This is a genomic window from Methanosarcina acetivorans C2A (assembly GCF_000007345.1).
Classification (GTDB): Archaea; Halobacteriota; Methanosarcinia; order Methanosarcinales; family Methanosarcinaceae; genus Methanosarcina; species Methanosarcina acetivorans.
The window spans coordinates 4,111,116-4,133,137 of record NC_003552.1 but is presented as its reverse complement, the minus strand read 5'-3'; the positions used below and the strand labels follow the sequence as shown (position 1 = coordinate 4,133,137).

Genomic DNA, 22,022 nt, shown 5'->3' with positions numbered 1-22,022 from the left:
AGAATATTTTGTACACAGCGTCAAATTAGATTCTTTTTATCATTTGTAACAGCTTTTATCAAGCATCACAGATGATAAGGGGAATACTTGAAATTATATATTTGTTATTCCTTAGTATTGAAAATCTATTTTGCTACAAATTCAATTTTAAGCAGTTTCTACAAAAATAAGTAATATAGTATCATCTTAACAGCCACTTCCCAATAGATAGTTTCAGAAAAACTAGATTTCAGAAACTTAGGAGCAGATTAGATTGAGCGAGTCCAACAAGGTTCTGAAAAAATCAAAATGTGATAACGTCAAAGGAACTTCAGGTGCATTTCAGGCCCCAGGTCCTGAAGTTTTCGAAAATCCGGGAGCGACATCTGTGTTACATGAAAGTGATTTCTTCGTAAAAACAATGCTTAATGCAATGGTCAACCCTGTTTGTTACAAGGACAGGAACGGGGTTTATCTCGGAGTGAATGAAATTTTTACCAGGCAGATCGTAGGGCTTCCGGAAGAAGAGATTGTCGGATCTACGCTTCTTGAAGCAGCCCTAAAGGTTATTGAAAAGTTTCCTGAAAGGGCTTTTTTGGACGGGCAATCTCTGCTTGAGCGCATAAAGGAATGGGATCGGGACGATATTGAACTCCTCAAAAAAGGCGGAAAACATACTTATGAGTACGAAGGAATCTGCGCAGACGGCATAAGAAGGGTTTTTCTGGTAAACAAATCAACTTTCAGCAACGAAATCGGGGAGGTCCGGGGGCTTATAACAGTACTGCAGGACATTACTGATCGCGATGAAGTCCAGAGAACCCTTCGGGAGAAAGGGAAAAAATACCGCTTTATCACAGAACAGACTGAAATGATCATATACGAGTTTGATTTCGAAAGTAATACTGGAAACCTGGATGGGGCTGTTGAAGAAGTCACTGGGTATTCTGTTAAGGATTTTCAGAGTATTCCCCCTCATGTCTGGATGGGATATCTTCATCCCGAGGAGCTGGACCAGGTAAACGAAAATATCACAAAAATCCAGAAAGAGGGGGGAAAGTACAGGCAGGAGTTCAGGTTCAGGAAAAAAGATGGAACTTACTTCTATGCCGAAGATAGAGGAGTTTGCCTGCTGGATGAAAGCGGTAGACCTTACAAGCTTCTTGGAGTTATTAAGGATATAACCGAGAGAAAGCTTGCTCATGAAAGAATACAGAAAAGTGAAGAAAGGTACCGGTCATTTATCGAAAATTTTAAAGGTATTGCTTTTCAGGCCGATGAAAACTTTATTCCTAATTTTCTGCACGGAGCCCTGGAAGCAATTACAGGTTATACTGAAGAAGAGTTCATGTCTCAAGTCCAGTGGAAGGATATCATAGACCCCAAATACCTGCCTCTGGTCATTGAGGAAGAGAATAAACTCAGGAAGATTCCCGGGGTCTTTACAGTAGAAGTGGAGTACAGGATAAGGGACAAGAGAGGGGAAACAAAATGGGTTCATGAAACCTGCCAGAAGATCCCTGGCAGGGTTGGAAAGCCCGAAATCTACCAGGGCGTAATTTACGATATTACTGAAAAGAAAAGGACAGAGGAAACTCTTGCAAAGGTGGATGCTGCCCGCAAAAAGGAAATTCACCACAGAATAAAGAATAACCTGCAGGTAATCTCTTCTCTCCTGGACCTTCAGGCTGAAAATTTCTCCAAACATGAGGTATGTAAGACTCCGAAAGTTGTTGAAGCTTTCAAGGAAAGTCAGGACAGAGTGATATCCATTGCTCTCATTCATGAAGAGCTGCACGAAAATGGGGAAACCGATACCCTGGACTTTTCCCCTTACCTTGAAAAGCTCGTTGATGCCCTTTTCCAGACTTACAGGCTTGGAAACGCCAGGATAACCCTGAAAAAGGAGCTTGAAAAGAATATCTTTTTTGATATGGATGTTGCAGTCCCCTTAGGATTGATCGTCAACGAACTTGTTTCAAATTCTTTGAAACACGCATTTTCAGACAGGGACAGCGGAGAAATAGACATCAAGCTTTGCAGGGAAATCAGTCCCGAGCAGGAAACGGACCTCTGCTCGGAAAATGAAACAAAGTCCCGCAGGGAAACCGGATTTATTCTGACCGTTTCCGACGATGGGACCGGAATTTCGGACGCAGTTGATCTGGAAAATTCCGATTCTCTTGGCCTTCAACTTGTAAAAATCCTTGTGGACCAGCTGGAGGGCGAGATGGAGGTGAAGAGGGAGAAAGGAACAGAATTTACTATAAGGATAAGTGTGGCGGAGAAAGCTTAATGTTTCTATTGAAAGCTTTATGTTATGGCTATACAGGTGGTCAGTACCCCGATATTTTGAAAAAGCCTTTAAAAGCTCCTAATGTACTGGATTCCTCTTCTTGTTTCTTTGTTTTTAATGGCTTTTCGAGAAAAACATTTATTTTATCCTGATCTATTATATCAATGTTATTTCGGATCTAATGATCAGATATAATGATCAGATATAATGATCAGATATAATGATCAGATATAATGATCAGATATAATGATCAGATATAATGATTAGATATAATGATTAGATATAATGATCAGATATAATGATTAGATATAATGATCAGATATAATGATCAGATATAATGATTAGATATAATGATCAGATATAATGATTAGATATAATGATCAGATATAATGATTAGATATAATGATCAGATGAAATCTTCAGGGGGCAATTTGAAGTACTCAAGATATTTATCGCTTTAATCCGTATTTCAGCTCGGATATCTGGCGATTTTCAGCATCTCTTAATTTCAGACGTACATTATAAATCCATGAAACACTTTAATTTTATGTCTATACTTTAGATTTGTATAATTCACTGCCTGAAATTCGCAAATTTAGGAAAACAAGTTTTAGCTGCTCAGGCTATTGATTCACTTATGATTTACATTAATTTAGTCCGGTTTCTACAAACCGGATTAATTTATTTAATTTAGACCATACTCTTTGGGTAGAAGAGGATAACAGGACAGGATAATAAATGGCTAAAGCAAAGATTGCAGTAAACGGTTACGGAACAATTGGAAAAAGAGTTGCAGATGCCGCACAGGCTCAGGACGACATGGAAATCATAGGTATTTCCAAGACAAAGCCGAACTATGAGGCTGCAGTAGCCCACCAGCTCGGGTATGACATCTATGCCCCAGCTGCCAACCTGGAAGCTTTCGAAAAGGCAGGAATGCCTGCTGCCGGGAGCATTGAGGAGATGGTGGAAAAAGCTGATGTTATAGTGGACTGCACTCCTGGGGGGATTGGGAAATCCAACAAAGCTCTGTATGAAAAAGCCGGAGTAAAAGCTATCTGGCAGGGCGGAGAAGATCATGAACTTGCCGGTTACTCTTTTAACGCCGTCGCAAATTACGAAGGGGCTCTAGGTCTTGACTTCGTACGGGTGGTTTCCTGCAATACTACAGGGCTCTGCAGGGTTATCTATCCCATAGACAAAGCTTTCGGGACAAAGAAGGTCAGGGTAACCCTAGCCAGGAGGGCAACAGATCCCAATGACATAAAGAAAGGCCCGATCAATGCAATCGTGCCGGACCCGATCAAATTGCCTTCCCATCACGGGCCTGATGTGAAGACCGTTATTCCTCACATCGATATCACCTCCGCAGCCATGAAAATCCCGACGACTCTCATGCACGTGCACACCGTAAACATGGAACTCAAGAATGAGTGCACTGCCGAGGATGTCAGGCAAGTGCTCGGATCCCAGTCCAGAGTCCGCTTTGTCGGGCAGGGAATTACCTCCACGGCCGAAATCATGGAAGTTGCCAGGGACATAAAACGCCCCAGAAACGATATGTGGGAGAACTGCGTCTGGCCGGACTCCATCACCATGCACGAAGGAGAACTTTACTTCTTCCAAGCTATCCACCAGGAGTCCATTGTGGTTCCTGAAAACGTGGACGCCATCCGCGCAATGATGGAACTTGAGAGCGACGGCGCAAAATCAATCCTGAAAACAAACAAGGCTATTGGGCTCTGAGCCTTTCAGGACTCTTGATTTCCAGGACTCGGGGTTTGACATTGCTGAATGGCTTGCCTGAGTCCTGCTTTTTAGAATCCTCAGCCCCAGGCGCCTAATAGGTGCCTGTGTAACCTGAGAAAAGAAGGATCCGATCCTTAATGACTTCAGATTCATATTTTTTAAAATTGTGCCGGGAGGCTTACAGGGCTGCATACGATGCAACCTGTGACCTCGTGGGCACCGATTCGGCGAGTAGCTTCGTATGTATGGGAGCTGACGGAACGCCGACTACATGTATAGACCTTGCAGCAGAAGACGCCATCATTGAGGTGCTTAAAACTGACGGCAGGCCCATGAGGATACTCAGCGAAGAACTTGGTGAACTTGTTACCGGAAAGTCTCCTGAGTTCTCTGTTGTGCTTGATCCCCTTGACGGGACTTATAATGCTTCTGTTGGAATTCCTTTCTACAGCGTATCAATAGCTTTTGCCTCTCACGACCTCTCAGACCTCAGGTTCGGGTATGTGAGCAATCTTGCCCTCAGGGAAGAATATTATGCAGAAGCCGGAAAAGGAGCATATCTGAATGGGAATAGAATCAAGACCTCTGTGAATTCGGACCTGAAGAGCCTCTGTGTCAGTGTGTACGGCTACAGACAGAACGTGGAAAGGACCCGAAGGATATACAGCAATGTCCGCCGTGTTAGACTATTCGGGAGTGTGGCGCTTGAACTGTGTTATGCAGCTTCAGGCAGGCTTGATGCCTTTGTGGATGTCCGAAAAGCTCTGCGGGTAACCGATGTGGCAGCAGGCCAGCTTATCCTTGAAGAAGCTGGCGGGCTTGTTACGGACGGATACGGAAAAACTTTAAGACTTCCTGATAATGTTACTGCCAGAGTGGAGATGGTCGCGTCCAACGGGCGCGTGCATAAAAAACTTTTAAGCTTACTTTCAGGGGGATAATTTGGCAATTAGGAAAATAGGGATCGCATCACGCTGCGATAGGCCTGAAGTACTTCAGATGGTAAGGGATATTATCGCACACTTCTATTCGAAGGTGCAAATCTATGTCTCCACTGCCACAGCTGATGTGCTGGACATTGAGGGCACTCCTGTCGAAAGGATGAGGGACAAGGGAGTCGAACTCATCATAAGTGTGGGTGGTGACGGGACAGTCCTCCGAAATATTGCCAAAATGAAAGACCCTCTCCCTGTACTGGGAATTAACATGGGCACCCTCGGTTTCCTTGTAGATGTGGAACCTGAGGATGCAATTGAGACCATAGAGGAAGTTCTCTACGGGTTTTCGTATCTTGAAAGGATGCGGGTAGACGTCTTCCTTAACGGGGAAATGCTTGAGACAGCCACCAACGAGGTCGCTGTAATGTCTGCAAAACCTGCAAAGATTATCCAGTTTGAAGTTTACGTCAATGACTGCCTTCTGGATGAAATGCGTGCCGATGGTGTGGTTTTTGCAACCCCTACAGGTTCGACTGCCTATGCAATGAGCGCGGGCGGGCCCATCATAAACCCACGGGTAAATGCAATCGTGGTGGTTCCTGTCGCTCCTTTCAAGCTTTCGGCAAGGCCATGGGTCATCCCTTCGGACAGTGAAATCACAGTGAAATTGTCGGATCATAAAAAAGAAGCTGTAATTGCAATTGACGGGCAGAAGTCTTACAGGATCAGACCTGACGATGTTGTCAAACTGAAGAAATCAAAATATCCTGCGCGTTTTGTAAGGATTTCCGATACCTGCTTTTATGAAAGAGTTCAGCGGAAACTTTCCTGAAAGAATTTTCTTTAAGATTTAATTTTTATTGTTAACTTTAATTTTTCTTCTCGAATAGGGTTTTTTGAGTCTTTTTTCCTCAAGAATCACATTTTTATCCTGATATTTAGAAAAATTTATTTTTTGACACTTTTTTTCTCAGGTTAAAGCATTGAAAGCCACTATTTTCCCCGGGAAATCCTAATATTGCTCCCGGAAACTCGCTTCCTCCAAGGAAAACATTTATACATATGTAGGTAAAGCTAATGCTTAATCTTGCTAAATATAAGTTTTTTTGGCTTTTAATGTCGTTTTAGCATCGTACCTTCTTATCCAGCCTTTGAATTCTTTTCGGGGCAGTTAATACAAATATCATTAAAAATAATCAAAAATTCCTCAGAATGAGGAAAATCACGGGAAACAGTAACCATGTCAGAGAGCGAGCAGTACTCCAGAAATACACTTATGGACTTCATCGAATATCGCCCCCTCGATATCGAAATCTGTGACGTGACCCTGCGCGATGGGGAACAGACCCCTGGTGTTGTGTTCACGAAAGAACAGAAGCTGGCAGTAGCCAGCGAGCTTGATTCCATGGGTATTGAGGTTATAGAAGCCGGCTTTCCGGTAGTTTCCGCATACGAAAAAGAAATCGTAAAGGAAATCGCAAACCAGGGTTATGATTCCAGGATCTGCTGCCTCTCAAGAGCAGTAAAGGGAGATGTTGATGCTGCCCTTGATTGTGACGTCGATATCGTCAGCATTTTCATTGCAATGTCCGACATGCACCTCAAATACAAGTACCACAGGACTCTTGAGGATATGCTGGGCTGCGCTAAGGAAGCTATTGAATATGCAACTGACCACGGTTTAAACGTACGTTTTGCAGCCGAGGATGCAAGCCGCACTCCGATTGACCGCCTCAAGCAGGCTTTCAAGGAAGTTGAGAACGAGTATAAAGTGCAGTACGTAAGCCTGGCAGATACAATCGGTATCCTGAACCCGACCACCACCCATTACCTTGTAAGTGAAATCTTCAAGTGCGTAAACACTTCAATCTGCATCCACTGCCACGATGACCTCGGGATGGCTACGGCTAACACCCTTGCAGCCGCCGAAGCCGGAGCAAAGCAGCTCCATACGACAGTCAACGGGATTGGAGAAAGGGCCGGAAACGCTTCTCTTGAAGAAATGCTGGTTGCCCTTAGGGTACAGTACGGAATTGAACGTTATGATACAACAAAGCTGACCGCGCTCTCCAGAATGATTTCGGAATACTCAAACATCACCCCCTCAGTAAACAAAGCCGTTGTAGGCCAGAACGCCTTTACCCATGAGTCCGGAATTCACGTCGCTGCAATCCTGGAAGAGCCGCGCACTTACGAACTCTTCCTTCCCGAGATGGTAGGTGGAAAGCGCAACCTTGTTGTCGGGAAGCATACCGGGACAAAAGCCCTGAAAGGGATCATCAACAGTATCGGTTTCTGCCTTGAACGGGAAGAACTCTGCGCCCTGATCGAAAAAGTCAAGGTCTGTACCGACGAAAAGCGAAGAAGCATTTCAAGGGAGCAGCTTGAAAAACTGATAGCTCAGGTCAGGCAGGAGCAGAAACCTTCCGCCAGCGAAAAAGAAAAGTTTTCTATCTGAAACGAATAAGAAATGAGAATGTTTCCAATAATTCATTCTAACTTTTTTCTAACTTTAACTCCCATTTTTGTAGGGAATATGTTGGATTTGAGATTTTTATCCAATTCTCTACTTTTTTAGGAACTTTAGTAATAATACTTTTTTCAACCAAAATTTTTGTAAACTCTGATAACTCCGTTAAATTTCCCATTTAAAAAACTCTTTTTATAGGAAGTATTTTTTATACTACCCCTTCATGTGGAAAATCTTATATCATTTTTTAATTTAAGAAAAATAAAAAATTGTTTAAATAGTTATTTTATTCTTGAAATATTCAGATACATAAGCCTAAAAAACAGAAAAATATTAATTTTTAACTCAAATTTGATTCAGACTTATTTTCCTTTATTTAAGACTTTTAGGCTTTAACTTTTATTTAAAAAGTATCTTATACTAGAACACAAATTCAATATAAGGGTAATTTACAGAGTTGAATACAGCAATAATTCACTAATGTTACAAGTGATAAGCAAATCCTAAATTCAAAATTGCCTCATCAATAGAGTCTGGTAAAGGGTGTACGCATGGAAAATAAACATAATAGTAATCGACGGTCCTCTTCGAGGTCGAAAATGAAACTATCAAAAGATCAAAAGCTATTAGCTTTATTTTTGGGCTTGGTCCTGTTGGAACTGACTAGTGATGTCACTCTAGGATTAGTACCTGCCGTGGGAGATGTAGGCAATGCAGGAGCAGACGCCATTTTTAATCTTGGTGAGTTGGGCGTAGCAGCCCTATTAGCGAAGAAATGAAAGGGCACATGAATTTAATAGGGCTGAGTAACGGTATTACCAACACTACATCCCTAATTTGACAGATTCTGCTAATTAATACAGTATTTTCTTACACAAAACACGTTTCATTGACACACTACATCTTAGTAAATTAAAAAATGTCCAAAAATCATAAGATGCAAGACAAAACTTTGAATTGTATTAAGAAAACAGAAGCATGAAGCCCATTTCAACATTATAAAATGTGTGCTTCTGTCAAATTTGGGCTACATTAAAGAGGGCCAACGTCATGACTTCAAGAAACAATATCACGGCTTCAAATAGATTGTTTCGGCTTTTGACCTTATTTCTATTTCTTATTCTGATTGCAAATCCTAATGTGTGGAGTTTTGCAGGTTTTAAAGCACCCGAATTAAGTATTAACTTGGATTTTATACTTAGATTATTCTGTTTTAAGGAGAATATAGGAATACATAATGTAATCAAAGGAGTATTCATAGCTTCAATTGTGTTTTTTATTTATAATAACATAATTTACAAAAACAGCCCTGTTGAAAAAATATATCGAAATTTGAAGGACTGGGAAAGTATTCTGCCAACAATACTTCATCAGTATCTGTTTATCTTGGTCCAATGTGTTTTATGGGGTGTTGTTTTCGTATTTGGTCTTTTATTTGATCTTCTTCCTGATGGACTTTACATGAAGGGAATAACACTTGGTTTTGGTATAGCTATAGCAAACATACTGCCCATTTGTTTGAAACTGTGGATTAAAGCAACTCATCTTAACAAACTGATTGCAATCGACCTTGCCAAAAGAATGATTTGTGGCTTTATTATAGGGTTTACGCTTGTATCTTTTATTTGGTATTTACCATATGGAGAAGAACTGACTTCTTATACGATAATAGATTTATTGAAATTTATATTTAGTAGTATTGAGCCAGAAGACCTTCTGAAACTTTTGCCCGATATTGTAAATTCTATACTCGAAGAAATTGAAGTAGATGATTTCTTGAAATCTGTAGCAGACGAAGTGGGGTTAGATGAGTTATGGAAATTTGTAAAAGATTTATTTAACATACCTAGTTGGCCTTGATCATAAGTGAAATTTTAGGTGAGTTTCCAGATGCAAAAATTATGTTTAATAAATTTCATGTAATGAAAATGATGAATGAAGCAGTCGTGAGTAAGAAAGCCGTACCATCTACAACTACAGTTAACTTGCAGGGAGTATCGTATGCTAGAAGAGGAGTACATAGAGAGGAAAAGCTACGGAAAAAAACTATTGTTGTTGGAGCTGCCTGGATCCGGTGATCATGTGTGGAGGGGTAAAAGTCTAAATTCCTCTATGAAGCCAATAGGAATATGTAAACAAGAAGTTTATTTAGAAAATGCAGCTGTAATGGAAAACGGAGAAATTGTTTGGTCAGAAAATGGACAAACACCAGTATTGACGATAGCTGGACCTCAAGGGGGGATAGACGGACCCATAGAAATTATGAAAGGCATAAAAGACACAGGTCCCAACAGTATTGAACATAATATTGAAACGGGAATGTGCAAAATCCTTGACTTCTATGCATCTAAAAAACGTAATAATCCGTTAGCAGACACAGATATATTAGTAATGATAAAATCACATAGCAGAAATGCTGTGGCTGGTACACAGATAGCAAATCGTGCAAAGGCTTTGCGTGTGAAGGTAGAGGCAGTGTTCTTTGAACCGGTGCCAGGCCCAGGACATACAGGTGAGGATCTAAAAACTGATATATCTGGATTAGACGAAAGCACATTAGTGTATTCATTAAATCCAGGCATATTACGCCCAGATAATATCTTCTTACCACAAGAGGTAATTGGTGCTAAAAGACTGATATTATCATATAAAGATCATGGAGTTGCATATGAGAAAGGGGTGATGTTTGAAAATAAACTATATAAGGGCTTTAGTTTAAATTCCCTTCAACCGGGTTTATACATAGGTGACTTCTACATAGGTGGTAGCAATAGTTCGGAAACAGAGAATATAATACGTTTACCTAGAATAATTGATGTGTTAAAATTAATGCAAAATTTAGATAAATATTATGAAGATCGACTGCTTCAGAGAAATAGAGGGGACATTATAAAAAATGTTATTAATACAGGACTTACTAATAGGTCATATAATATATTCGATCCACATGTGAATCTCACTGTATGAAAAGAGATATAAGTGGGAGGATTGAGGAGGAGGAAACTTATTAGATAGACGATTAATTGGGCAAGGTAGTCTCGTATTTGCTATATGGTAAAGAACTGACCTTTATACGATAATTGATTTATTGAGGTTATATTTGACAAATTGAGCTAGAAGAAGTTTCGGAAATGATAACCTCTATTTTAGAATAGTTATATTCACTGAAATTCGAAAAGAAGTTTTTTGAAAAACTCCTTGGTAAACAAACATGTTTTTTGAATATATCACAATTTTAGACCTTCTGCCTTCATTGAAAAACGTTCAACTTCCATTCCCCCAACAACGTGACAGTGTAACCTTAATTTGACAGTATCCACTAATTGATATTGAAAATCTATCCTATTCTTAGCTCAAACTAATTTGACACAAGGTTATGAATCCATCTAATTTTATAATAAATTCTATGGAATAGTGCCCATTTTTGTTACAATTAAGCTATTGATCTTATCAAAATTAGCAAAAATATAATTTCTGAGTCCATTTTTCACGAACTTTATTGTAAGTGTCAAATTTTTCAAGCTTTTTTTGATGAATTTTGTGGATTTGTGCTTGATTTCCTCAAATTCATATCGCATCAGCGATATGAATAATTGAGCAATAAATCCCAGTATAATCTTACCTTCGGCAGGTCTACATTTAATTTTTGATAATTTTTGCTGATGGCGATTTTGAAATGATGCTCCATAATTGTGTATAGTTGTTAGGTTTACATATGACCAATTATTAATCTCTCATACTGAACTTTAATGAAAAAATAGTTCAGTGCTTATATAGATCGCACTTTCCGCAGTAAAATTTCAGGATTTTATATTTTTTAATCTTCCAATTATTTTTTATAAAATCTTTTCTCATTTACCTTGATGACTCTTTCCCCTAGCTCTGAATCTACAACTCATCTTGGTCATTATGGTCTTATTGCTGGCGTATTTGACGAGCTTGATATTTCAGATTTGATTGACACTCTCCTTCCCAAGAAAAGTGGCCATAACATTCCTCATTCTACTGTTATCAAGGCAATGTGCATTAACGGTTTAGGATTCACTGAGCGCCGTCTTTACCTGTTTCCAAACTTTTTTGAAAATTTACCCACTGAGAGGTTACTGGGAGAAGGTGTTCTCCCAGAACACCTTAATGACGATGTTTTTGGCAGAACTTTGGATAAAATCTATGAACACGGAGCAACCGAACTCTTCAACTATATAATTCTGCAAGCTATGAAACATGTTCCCATTAATCCCCGTTTCTGTCATACAGATACTACTAATTTCAGTGTTTATGGTGACTATGAAAACGATGATGGCAAAACTATCAACATTACTTATGGTCATCCAAAAGACAAGAGAGTCGACTTACTTCGTTTTTCCATTTCCATGGTTACTGACCAGAAAGGAATTCCTCTTTTCGTAAGAGCATTAGATGGCAACAGTTCCGACAAGAAAGCTCTCATCAAAACCATAAAGGAACTAACACAGAACCTGAATCTTGATGAAAGAGTCTACCATGTTGCAGACAGTGCATTTTATACTGAAGATAATGTGAAAGAAATAGGAACTAACGCTTTTTTTATATCGAGAGCTCCTGCAACCATCAATGAAGCAAAGGAACTCTTAATAGCCGACTTAATTCTGAAAACATGCTCTGATGAACGTTATTCTTGCTATTCTACAAAGTCCTGTTATGGCGGAGTTGAACAGTTATGGGTTGTATTCTGTTCAGAGGAAATGAAAAAGAAGGAAGAGAAGACTTTTGAAGAAAAGATTATTAAGGAGCTTGAAGTAGCAGAAAAATCCCTTAAAAAGCTTTCTAATCGTGAATTTGCCTGTGAAGCTGACGCAAGAATGGCTGCTGAACAATGGTTGAAAGAGAATGAATCGTATGAATTCACAAAACTTGATATAAAAACTAAGTCTCACAGGCTTGAAAACAAGAAAGGAAGACCAAGAAAAGATGAAGAGGTACAGACTTTCTACATGATAGAAGCAGAGATTAAACATGATCGGGAGAAAGTACAGGAAAGACGAGCAAAGTTAGGAAGGTTCATTCTTGCAACCAATGATCTGGAGTTGACTCCAGATCAACTCCTGGAATACTACAAGGAACAGGGAACAGTTGAAAGAGGGTTCAGGTTCCTTAAAGATAAGAGTTTCAGAGTGTCTGAGGTATACCTGAAAAAAGAGTCCAGAATAGAAGCACTTGCAATGGTGATGGTTCTGTGCTTATTGTTGTATTCAATAGCTGAGTGGAAACTGAGAACAAGATTGGAAGAAGCAAAAGAAGCTATTAGAAACCAGGTTAAGAAGAAAACACAGACTCCAACGATGAAATGGGTATTCTTCCTGTTCAGAAGAATAACAGAATTAGTGATCGAAATTGATGGAAAAAGGATAAAGAAGGTATTGAATCTAGATGAGGAAAACATTAAAGTGCTGAAACTGATGGGAGAAAAGTACGAAAAATATTATATGTGAAAAAATAGTGCGGAAAGTAGGATAGATCGTGAGAGTTGGGTCATATGTTAACCAACTTTAAACATAACATATATTTAGCTAATGTTTTAAAAACAGTATCGTGAAAAATATTCTACATTTTAATGTCGACCTGCCGAAAGTAAGATAATAGCTCCATGAATGCTATTTTCTGACCAAACCCTTAACGGCTTAATCTGTATTTCGTTTTTAAGCGAGTTGAATATTTTCTCTGTAGAGTCCTTTTCCCGATATATTTCCAGTGCCTTTTCAAGTGTCAAATTCTTGTCTGATTTCAGGCAGAAAAATCCTTCTCTTCCATTAATTATGGAACTCTTTAGGAGTTCTATCGCTTCATCATCACTAAGCTCTTCGAGCTTAGTCTTAAAAGAATAGTCAATCTCAATCAACTCATTGTTTATTCTGAATTTTTTAGGAAGCTTTTTATTTTTGACAATTATCTCCTGTATCTCTTTTGCTTCCTGTAACTTCTTCAGAACAGTTCTTGCCTTTGCTTCCAATTGTTTTTCTTGTAATGATTCTGAGAAATAGAAATACTTAATGCTATTTGGCTTGACTATTTTTATCCCATAAATTCCTTTCTCAGAATCTATCTGTTCTGCTTTAGTTACATCAAATTTCTCAATGATTTTATCGTCACTTGAATTCAGTTTCATGGAAGTAAGATATGTCATCTTATCTTCCTGTATCAGCTTAATGTTTTCAACTGTATTAGCGCCTTTATCAAAAACAATAAGAAATCCTTTTTTGAGTTTACTTTTTACCTTGTTATACGTCTCAGGAAAATGTTGCAGATCAAGAACATTTCCTTTGTTTACTGTAACTCCAATGGGTATGTTAATTGGTTTTCATTGGTCATCGGTTAAGGAATTTTCTTGCCTGAAGGATATCGATTTTGCACCAAAAGTCGCCTTAAATTTTGTCCATTTTACATGAAATCGATACCCAGTTCCAACTCTCAATGGGATACAGTTTTTGAGAACTGTTACGAAAATGGAGGCAATTTATCATGATTCCTCACTTAACCGAAGACGCATGAATTGGTTTTTTGAGTTCGCTTACTCCAACTGTTATCTGAAGCTTATCAGGTCTATGATCTCTGCTATATCCAAACTTTCCAAGCTTGGATTTTGTGCCGTAAAGAGTTATACTTGTCCAGTCAAGGTTTATATCTGTCTCTTCAAAATCATAAGCGGAAAATAGATTGCCTAAAATATCAGAAAGAATCTCCTCTTTGTTGCGCCCCAGGATCTCAAGTGTTCTGTAAAGAACCTTTTCATGAAAACTATCGAGATTCAAAATCTCGAGAATTTCTTTCTGATTTAACCATTTGCCAGCTTCTTTAATGCTAAAATTCTCGGTGAGCTTGTAGCTCACCAAGCCTATTAATAAACTATTGAGATCTAAACCTCGGCTTTTATGCTTACCAAAAACATCAGAGAAATTAAGTTTTTCATAAAAGTATTGAACAGCAAGCATCGAGCCGATAGGAACATATATATTCTTGTTAGGAATAGTAGGGAATGCTCTTATTTTTGTTTTTAGATTCATCAAACCAATAACGAAAATAAGAGTATTTATTTTTATAGAAATGTCAAACTAAGGCAATAACTGCAGATTTTTGAATCGTTCTCCAGGAAAGATAACAGGAAAAATGTTATTTTTTTGAAGATATCGGCGGAAGGTCGGAAGCATAAGACCGTAAGGTGATATCGATGGCAGGTGCAGAATCCTGTAATCAATCGGACTTCTTAAAAGATCTAAAAAAATACCCTAACAGGCTCTGGCGTTTCTCTGTTCTTTAAAAATGTGCCGGTCAGATATCAAAGCTAATTTTTAATACCTCACATGATGGCATATTTTTGATCTGTACGCCCTCCGGCGTTCCTGTTAGCTCCAGACTATCAAATTCATTTGAACCGCAGAGCACGTCCTGATTCGGGTGCGTGCCAGGTGTGATATTGCAGTTCAGCACAGTCTTTTTCCCAGCCGATACCACTATTGGAAGTCTTGCCGATGCAGGATGGTTCTTTGGAAGGACTATTAATGGGGATCTGATTTCCCGGATCATGAAGAGCACGCATTTAAGCCCTTTTTCAGTTTTTTCGTCCACCGAAAACGCAGAAGCCACAATCAGGTCATGAGGTTCAAGTCCGAGTACGATCTCTTCGTCTTCGGTTTCCAGAAAGTACTGTCCATGCGGCCCTGCTTTCACAATAGCCACTATTCCTGCCGTGCCTCGCAGGAGAAGCATTTCACTTTCTTTCAGTGAAACTTCGTTAAAAGAGGCCGATTTATTCATGCTAAAAATAAATGTCTAAAAACCAGTAATTCCAGCTGCTGATCAGGTTTCTGCTACATTTGAAGACTGACAGGCAGGGCATTTTACATTTTTCCCAATACCTTTGAATTTATTCCCACAGTCCTTGCATACATACTCTTTAACCGGCAATTTTCCTTCCATGTTGAAATCAAACGGGTCGCCAACGCTGCACATTCTTATTACCTCATGGTTTTATCAGGGCTTCCGTAATCATCTAGCCCACATATTATTACTCATACTTATGCAATTAATATTTTTCCATATATGACTCAGGGAAATTTCGGACTGCAAAACGAATCCGGGTATGTTCGTTTCTGCTTAAAATTCGTCCCTGCTTCTGCTCTCCAGCAACTTTTCAGTTTTTTGATCCTGGTCGATCTTCTATACTTCAAAAACAAAGAAATCAAAAAAATTTTAGGGCTTTAAGCCCCATATGTCGAAGTCCACTCCGGCTTTTCCGGCGGTTCTTCCTCCAGCATTTCTCTCCATTTTTCGTCGGTCAGGCGGTCAGACATGGGCTGCTTGAACTCGTAATGACTCATAACCGGCCCAGCAGCCAGGAAGATCCTGTCGTCAGGAAGCTTGTAAGCCACGATTATCATATCCACATATCCTGTCCCTTCCTCAAGCACGAGTTCGGAATTGGGCTCAGTGTGGACATCTGCAACAAGGGTAGTTTTCCTGGTTTCTTCGTCGACACCCCCGAGCATTTCGAGACGGTCACCAAATTCAAAGATGTAAAATTTGTCTTCTTCTGTTAGCTCCTCATTTTCAAGCTCCTTTTCGGAAATATCGATAAGCCTTTCCAGAATGCTTTCAAGGCTCTCAAATCTTCGTTTACTATCTTCATCAAGCGCATCCAGTTCTCCAAGTCCGTCTCCAGTCATCCGGGTAAGGGCCAGCAGCCTGTTATAAAATGCGGGCACTGGCTCAACATATCCCACAGTTTTGTCCCCAAATATGGGAAGTGATTCCGCTATTGCATAGTTCTGTTTTGAATAGAGAATCGTATCATGCCTGAGCTCGGTCCAGGAGGCCAGGGAGGTGGTCAATTCCTTGTCCTTCCAGGCAGGGGTTTGCATGAAGGTCGGGTAGCCTTCTCCATAGTCTTTGAGGAGAGGCTGGAGGGAATAAAGCCAGGACCAGTAGAGGTTCCTGTTCCAGTCGGCTGTGCTGAAGTTCGAAAACTCCGAGTCCAGTTCCCCGTATCTTAGACTGTAATTTTTGTAACTGGAATCGTTCAGCTCGTCAAGCCAGTAAACAGCCCTGTCTGAACCTAGGAGAGCCATCGTATCAAGCCCACGCGGAAAGCCCCGGTTGTTTCCGTATGAGGAACTTATATAGGTAAAAGGCACATCTTCCTGATTTCCTGTATACTCGTTAGTGTAAGGGCCGGTTAGCCTTGAGAACATATAAGAGTCAGGGATAAAACGCTGCCCCATAAACCTGAAACCTTTCGTATCCTCAAGGAGTTCATCGGCCTGTTCAGCCGTTAGAATGAGTTCATGGCTCCCGCTTCCTGTGCCTCCGTAGATCTCCGGGCTCCGATACCCTGCAAGCTCCACTTTCAGCTCTCCGATCGTTGCTGCGTTGAAATTCCTTGATTCGTTTCCGAACGCCGTCTCCATTGCTTCCATATATTCATAAGGTCCGAGATCGTCAGAAACGCCGACATAAAAAGCAGTAATCGCATAGAGCCTGTCCCATTTCTGAAGAAGATCCGGATCGTTTTCCAGACTGGAGCTGATCAGGCTTGCCTGGATGGTCTGGATGCGGGCTTCCTTTTCCGGGTCTTCGGCCTGGATCAATTTTCCTTTAAGGAGCATGCTCATCCTGCCGTGCCACATAAAAGCCCTGAAGTAGTTTTGCAGCTTTTCGGAATGGGTATAATGCCCTCTTGGCACGTACTGGGAATAGTCTTCCTTATACAGAAATATCGGAGAAAGAGCAAAGCCTTCATGGACTTCTATCAGGGCAAGTTCGGCATCAACATCTTCTCTTACAAAAGCAGGAACCTCAAACTGATATTTTATCTGATTTTCATCTGGCTGGAGCAGGCTTAATGCCACAGCAAAGTAGGCTGTATTTCTTCTTATGGCTTCCTTTTCCTCTCCTGATGCGCTGTTATATTCTTCAATCGAGCTGTTCAGCAGGGCTTCATCAAGTTCCCATAAAAGATCAAATAATTCACTTTCTTCGACCTGGCTCATGCTGTCGTCAAACTGGACGTGATAAAGGTGCAGAAGGGAATCTGAACTTATGAAAATAGGCCGTCCTTCGCTGCCAAGCCTATCATACATAGCAGTGATCTCTTCTTCTTTTGGGTTGTAGGGGTTGGAAATCACCACAAACCCGTTTTCTTTCAGCTTCTCCAGGGCTGCCTCATCTGTCAAAAATTTCTGCGAAAATTCTTCGTAATTCGTAATCTCCGATTCCTGCAGGGGCAAATCGTACTGGGGAGCTTTTAGTTCGGTATCAAGAGCGTCAAGCCTGTAGTTTACTGCAAGAGAAGAGTTTCCAGCCTCAAGCCCGGAAAGATTTACTGCTTCGGTTTTCAAATAACCTGTTGAAGAGCTTCCATTATTGTTTACTTCTTTTTCTTCTGTCCCATTCTCCTCGCTTGACCCGGAACTTTGCTCCAAGCACCCCGCTGTGAAAATTGAGCCAAAAAAAATTAAAAATGTTAAATAAGCAATAGCAGTCCTAGTTAGACACTTCATCATTTCATCTCGCCTACTTTGGTTTGATATTCAGGGATGGCTTTTCATGCCAGAGCAGTTGCCCGCAAAATCTGGCAAATAACTAAAAATGACTAAAAATGGCTAAAAATTCTCTTGGTTATTTTCCGGAAAAAAACACTAAATTATGCAACAGAAGATACAGCACTATTTTATTTATATTTGACTTTGACTGCGAATTATTTCGAAGTTATTTTGAAATCTTTGAAAAGAAATCGAATATCAGGGTTACCCGGTTTCCGGATTCTTTCATTGTCGGGACCAAAAATCAGAGAATTTCGATTCTATATTGAAGATAAAAAAATTAAGAAATGTAGGTGGAAGTCCACTCCGGCTTTTCCGGTGGGTTCGCCTCAAGCATTTCTCTCCATTTTTCATCGGTCAGGCGATCAGACATTGGCTGCTTGAACTCGTAATAGCTGAAGACCGGACCTACACCGATAAGGATCCTGTCGTCCGGAAGCTTGTATGCTACCACGACCATATCCACGTATCCTACTCCTTCTTCGAGTACATCTCCAGTATTCCCGTCGGTATGGACATCAGCCACGATAGTGGTTTTCCTGGCTTTCTCATCAACATCGGCTATGACACCTTCAAGCTGATCCCCGAAATTCTTGATGAATTCATAATCTTCTTCCGTCAGCTCTTCGTTTTCAAGTTCCTTTTCCGAGATTGCCTGCAACCTGGAAAGTATATTTTCAAGCTCAGTGAACCTGGCTTTTGAAACAGGGTCAAGCACATCCATTTCATCCAGGCCCTGATTTGTCATCTTCGTTAAGGCAAGCAGCCTGGCGTAAAAGTCGGGGACTGGTTCTACATAGCCCACAACCGATTTTTCTTCTGGAGGCACCATTGCGGACCCCTCAAGTACTGTATAACTCTGCTTGGCATACAGGATAGTGTCGTGTCTGAGCTCAGTCCACGAGGCAAGAGAAGTGCTAAGTTCTTTGTCCTGCCAGGCATCGGTCTGCATGAAGGTCGGGTAGCCTTCTCCATAGTTTTTGAGGAGGGGTTGGAGGGAATAAAGCCAGGACCAGTAGAGGTTCCTGTTCCAGTCGGCTGTGCTGAAGTTCGAAAACTCCGAATCCAGTTCCCCATACCTGGCACTGTAATTTTCGTAGCTTGAATCGTTCAGCTCGTCGAGCCAGTAAACAGCCCTCTCCGAGCCCAGAAGAGCCATTGTATCGAGCCCGCGCGGGAAGCCGCGGATAGGCCTTCCGGCTCCTGAGATCACCAGCGTAAACGGAGCTTCATCTTTCGTGTAGTCACCGGTATATTCACCTGTATAGGCTCCGACCAGGTTTGAGAACATGTAAGAGTCAGGGATGAAGCGCTGCCCCATAAAACGGAAACCTGTGGTATTTTCGAGGCATTCGTCAGCCTGTTCCGGGGTGAAGGGAGGTTCAAGGATACAGTTTCCTGTGCCTCCGTAGATTTGCGGGCCCTGGTTTTCAGCAAGTGCGGCCTTTAATTCCTCTACTGCTGTTTCATTAAACTCCCTCTCTCCATTGCCAAAGACCTGATCCATGGCTTCCATGTATTCGTAAGGTCCAAGGTCATCGGAAAAGCCCACGTAGAAAGCCGTGACCCCGTAGATTCTGTCCCAGTTTTCAAGAAGTTCGGGCGAGTTTTCTAGCTGAGAAGAAATCAGGCTTGCCTGGATGGTCTGGATGCGGGAATCTTTTGCAGGGTCTTCTGACTGTATCAGGCTGTCCTTCAGGAGCATGCTTATCCTGCCGTGCCACACGAAGGCCTTAAAATAGTTTTGCAGCTTCTCGGAGCGGGTATAGTGGCCTCTTGGCACGTACTGGGAATAGTCTTCTTCATAGAGGAAAATAGGAGAGAGAGCAAAGCCTTCATGGGCTTCTATCAGGGCAAGTTCGGCATCAACATCTTCTTTTACAAATGAAGGGACCTCAAATTGGTATTTTCCTGCCGAACCTGCAGGGAAAAGAGTCTCATCAACAAAGCCGTAGGTTTCATCTGATGCCTGTATCTGTTCGGGCTTCGGCTGGAGCAGGCTTAAAGCAACCGTGAAGTAGGCTGTGTTTCTTCTTGCAGCTTCCTTTTCTTCTCCTGATGCACTGTTATATTCTTCAATCGAGCTGTTCAGCAGGGCAAGGTCGGTCTCCCAGAGAGTATCGTAAAACTCCTTTTCCTCGATCTGGCGCAGGGTCTCATCAAACTGGATATGATAGAGGTGCAGGAGGGAGTCCGTGGTGATAAAAACAGGAATTTCTTCTTCTTTGAGGGTCACGTACATTGAAGTTATGTCCTCTTCCGAAGAGTCATAAGGGTTTTTTATTACCACAAAACCGTTTCTTTCCAGCATTTCAAGCGCCGATTCATTCAGAGGGATTTTTCCTGAAAAGGCTGCGTAGTTGGTGATTTTATCCTTTTCCAGGGGCAAGTCATAAGAAGGCGCTTTTAACTCGACATCGAGGGCTTCCAGGCTGTAATTTACCGGCAAGTAAACCCCCTGCCCCAGCATCCCTGAAAAAGTTACGGCTTCGGTTTTGAGCACATCTGCGGTGTAGCCGGGTGTGTTCTGTCCTGTCTCCTTTCCAGAGCAACCAGCAAAAAAAACAAAAACAAGAAGCATCAGATAGACTGATGCAAATTTAATTTTCGGATCCATTCTCGATACCTCGCAAAACCAGTAAAAAATAAGTTGAACGTAAATTAAGTATGTTGTACGTAAGAACGTAAATTAAGTATGTTGTAAGAACGTAAATTAAGTATGTTGTACGTAAGAACGTAAATTAAGTATGTTGTAAGAACGTAAATTAAGTATGTTGTACGTAAGAACGTAAAACAGGTATTTTGTATGTAAAAAAGATTAACCCTTTCTTTCCCCGTCATTCGTGGGGACTCAGAGGGTCAATTCTGAAAAGCAGGATCATAAATAGTGCAGCCACAGCTCCCGAACTTAAGATAAGTGGATCTCTGGTAATGTTCAGAATTGTTCCCGCGATTATTAATAAAGCCCCTATTAGCAGTAGAATTCGGAGTTTTCTGTTCAAAAATTTTCTCCCCTTTAACCTCCCATATTGGGATCTTGAATTTTCAAATTATTCGTTTAAGCCACTTAAATATGCCCTAATTCCCTATCATTAATTGTTTCTCTTTAGTTATTTATTTTTCCACAAAGCATTTAATTCTTTATTAAACTTCGAACCAATTTGAAGTTATATCCAGAGAAAAACAGTCTAATGATGATGAAAATGATAATATTCTCTGTTTCTTGAAGTCTCTCTGAAAGACCAGCCCAAAAAAACAAGGGTGAATATTTTTTGGTTCAGTGATAAAAAAATTGAGATATTTCAAGAGAATGAAGCCGACTCTTTTCCGTCAGATCTTGAAAATAATCGACTAATATTTAGTAAAAATTTAATTAAGTATTGTTCGGTTAAAGCTTATTATCTGAAGTATAATTACAGGAGTGCACTTCGTCCATGATGACTAAAGGAAGGCTTATTTGGAGATCTCAACCCTTACAACTTTATTCTCCCGAATTGCACCTCGGCAGAGTTGCGGTTCTGCAGTGCGCCGTCTGTTTTGCTCGTATATAAGGTAATTGCAGCATTTTTTTATTGCTGCAATTTCATAAAAACGATACATAGGCTGGGAGGGTAGCTTGCTTCGCTTACGGCGATGTATCCGGCTTGATAAGACTACCGCCCTCGCTCCTACGGCTCTCTGGCAATTTAACATGTTACAGATCTGTTCAGGAAGGACAGATTCTGGCGATTTTTACGAGCTTACTGGCCGTTGAGAGCAGAGGAATATTTGGTACCCGGCCTATAATAATACATTGGGGATCGGAGATGACGTATCTGAACATTGGCATAGATGTGGCCAAGAATTCACATCAAGCTTGCCTCGTAGATGAGGAGGGAAAGCAGATCAACTTAAAAGCAATGGCAAAGTAAAGAGACGCAGGAGAGCGGCATTTCCAAAAATGAGAAAAAAGAAGAGAAATAGAAACCCACAAGTGAAATCGACCTGTAACACCTGTAAGAAACTTACTTATAAAG

Annotated in this window: 14 protein-coding genes and 4 pseudogenes; 10 read left to right on the top strand and 8 right to left on the bottom strand. The window is 40.8% G+C overall.

Annotated features, from left to right (window positions below; translation table 11 throughout):
• The first annotated feature begins 253 nt into the window (after positions 1–253).
• The 9 genes and pseudogenes from MA_RS17465 (at position 254) to MA_RS17430 (ending at position 10,399) form a co-directional block, all read left to right on the top strand.
• Complete coding sequence (locus MA_RS17465) at positions 254–2,275, top strand: PAS domain S-box protein (protein ID WP_011023276.1); 2,022 nt, start codon at positions 254–256, stop codon at positions 2,273–2,275.
• A 738-nt stretch (positions 2,276–3,013) separates the two neighbouring features.
• The gene (locus tag MA_RS17460) at positions 3,014–4,021 is read left to right on the top strand and encodes a type II glyceraldehyde-3-phosphate dehydrogenase (protein ID WP_011023275.1); all 1,008 of its coding nucleotides are present in this window, start codon (positions 3,014–3,016) and stop codon (positions 4,019–4,021) included.
• 140 nt (positions 4,022–4,161) lie between these two features.
• Positions 4,162–4,965 carry a bifunctional fructose-bisphosphatase/inositol-phosphate phosphatase gene (locus MA_RS17455; RefSeq protein WP_011023274.1) on the top strand — a complete coding sequence of 268 codons (804 nt, stop codon included), beginning with the start codon at positions 4,162–4,164 and terminating at the stop codon, positions 4,963–4,965.
• A 1-nt stretch (position 4,966) separates the two neighbouring features.
• Positions 4,967–5,794 (top strand): NAD(+)/NADH kinase, encoded by an 828-nt coding sequence (locus MA_RS17450; RefSeq protein WP_011023273.1) that lies wholly within the window; start codon positions 4,967–4,969, stop codon positions 5,792–5,794.
• A gap of 408 nt (positions 5,795–6,202) precedes the next feature.
• Positions 6,203–7,420 (top strand): homocitrate synthase family protein, encoded by a 1,218-nt coding sequence (locus MA_RS17445; RefSeq protein ID WP_011023272.1) that lies wholly within the window; start codon positions 6,203–6,205, stop codon positions 7,418–7,420.
• A 611-nt stretch (positions 7,421–8,031) separates the two neighbouring features.
• The gene (locus MA_RS17440) at positions 8,032–8,211 is read left to right on the top strand and encodes a hypothetical protein (protein WP_157860301.1); all 180 of its coding nucleotides are present in this window, start codon (positions 8,032–8,034) and stop codon (positions 8,209–8,211) included.
• A 271-nt stretch (positions 8,212–8,482) separates the two neighbouring features.
• Entirely contained in the window at positions 8,483–9,292 is an 810-nt protein-coding gene (locus MA_RS17435; protein ID WP_048065675.1) for a hypothetical protein, read from the top strand.
• Between the two features lie 2 nt (positions 9,293–9,294).
• A pseudogene (locus MA_RS27380) lies at positions 9,295–9,382 on the top strand (transposase); the annotation flags it as partial.
• A 51-nt stretch (positions 9,383–9,433) separates the two neighbouring features.
• Positions 9,434–10,399 (top strand): hypothetical protein, encoded by a 966-nt coding sequence (locus MA_RS17430; protein WP_048065674.1) that lies wholly within the window; start codon positions 9,434–9,436, stop codon positions 10,397–10,399.
• Between the two features lie 437 nt (positions 10,400–10,836).
• Here the strand turns inward: MA_RS17430 and MA_RS27375 are convergent.
• Positions 10,837–11,055 (bottom strand): annotated as a pseudogene (locus MA_RS27375) (IS1634 family transposase); the annotation flags it as partial.
• Positions 11,056–11,295: 240 nt separating this feature from the next.
• Here MA_RS27375 and MA_RS17425 point away from each other — a divergent pair.
• Positions 11,296–12,903 carry an IS1634 family transposase gene (locus MA_RS17425; RefSeq protein ID WP_048065673.1) on the top strand — a complete coding sequence of 536 codons (1,608 nt, stop codon included), beginning with the start codon at positions 11,296–11,298 and terminating at the stop codon, positions 12,901–12,903.
• Between the two features lie 140 nt (positions 12,904–13,043).
• Here MA_RS17425 and MA_RS17420 read toward each other — a convergent pair.
• The 7 genes and pseudogenes from MA_RS17420 to MA_RS27370 all read right to left on the bottom strand — a co-directional run.
• Positions 13,044–13,763 (bottom strand): annotated as a pseudogene (locus MA_RS17420) (transposase); the annotation flags it as partial.
• Positions 13,764–13,956: 193 nt separating this feature from the next.
• Positions 13,957–14,475: pseudogene (locus tag MA_RS17415) on the bottom strand (IS1634 family transposase); the annotation flags it as partial.
• Positions 14,476–14,737: 262 nt separating this feature from the next.
• Positions 14,738–15,223, bottom strand: coding sequence for a hypothetical protein (locus MA_RS17410; RefSeq protein WP_011023265.1), 486 nt, complete (start codon positions 15,221–15,223; stop codon positions 14,738–14,740).
• A 42-nt stretch (positions 15,224–15,265) separates the two neighbouring features.
• On the bottom strand, positions 15,266–15,418 hold the full coding sequence (locus MA_RS27970; protein ID WP_162013091.1) for a zinc ribbon domain-containing protein: 153 nt from the start codon (positions 15,416–15,418) through the stop codon (positions 15,266–15,268).
• A 248-nt stretch (positions 15,419–15,666) separates the two neighbouring features.
• Complete coding sequence (locus MA_RS17405; RefSeq protein WP_048065672.1) at positions 15,667–17,964, bottom strand: DUF3160 domain-containing protein; 2,298 nt, start codon at positions 17,962–17,964, stop codon at positions 15,667–15,669.
• Between the two features lie 322 nt (positions 17,965–18,286).
• Positions 18,287–20,623, bottom strand: coding sequence for a DUF3160 domain-containing protein (locus MA_RS17400; RefSeq protein WP_011023262.1), 2,337 nt, complete (start codon positions 20,621–20,623; stop codon positions 18,287–18,289).
• A 220-nt stretch (positions 20,624–20,843) separates the two neighbouring features.
• Entirely contained in the window at positions 20,844–21,008 is a 165-nt protein-coding gene (locus tag MA_RS27370) for a hypothetical protein (protein ID WP_157860299.1), read from the bottom strand.
• Between the last annotated feature and the right edge of the window lie 1,014 nt (positions 21,009–22,022).

Excerpts from the sequence above, each read along its gene's own strand:
- MA_RS17460 (WP_011023275.1), top strand. The coding sequence starts at position 3,014 with ATGGCTAAAGCAAAGATTGCAGTAAACGGTTACGGAACAATTGGAAAA.
- MA_RS17455 (WP_011023274.1), top strand. The coding sequence starts at position 4,162 with ATGACTTCAGATTCATATTTTTTAAAATTGTGCCGGGAGGCTTACAGG.
- MA_RS17445 (WP_011023272.1), top strand. The coding sequence starts at position 6,203 with ATGTCAGAGAGCGAGCAGTACTCCAGAAATACACTTATGGACTTCATC.
- MA_RS17440 (WP_157860301.1), top strand. The coding sequence starts at position 8,032 with ATGAAACTATCAAAAGATCAAAAGCTATTAGCTTTATTTTTGGGCTTG.
- MA_RS17435 (WP_048065675.1), top strand. The coding sequence starts at position 8,483 with ATGACTTCAAGAAACAATATCACGGCTTCAAATAGATTGTTTCGGCTT.
- MA_RS17430 (WP_048065674.1), top strand. The coding sequence starts at position 9,434 with ATGCTAGAAGAGGAGTACATAGAGAGGAAAAGCTACGGAAAAAAACTA.
- MA_RS17425 (WP_048065673.1), top strand. The coding sequence starts at position 11,296 with ATGACTCTTTCCCCTAGCTCTGAATCTACAACTCATCTTGGTCATTAT.
- MA_RS17410 (WP_011023265.1), bottom strand. The coding sequence starts at position 15,223 with ATGAATAAATCGGCCTCTTTTAACGAAGTTTCACTGAAAGAAAGTGAA.
- MA_RS27970 (WP_162013091.1), bottom strand. The coding sequence starts at position 15,418 with ATGTGCAGCGTTGGCGACCCGTTTGATTTCAACATGGAAGGAAAATTG.
- MA_RS17405 (WP_048065672.1), bottom strand. The coding sequence starts at position 17,964 with ATGAAGTGTCTAACTAGGACTGCTATTGCTTATTTAACATTTTTAATT.
- MA_RS17400 (WP_011023262.1), bottom strand. The coding sequence starts at position 20,623 with ATGGATCCGAAAATTAAATTTGCATCAGTCTATCTGATGCTTCTTGTT.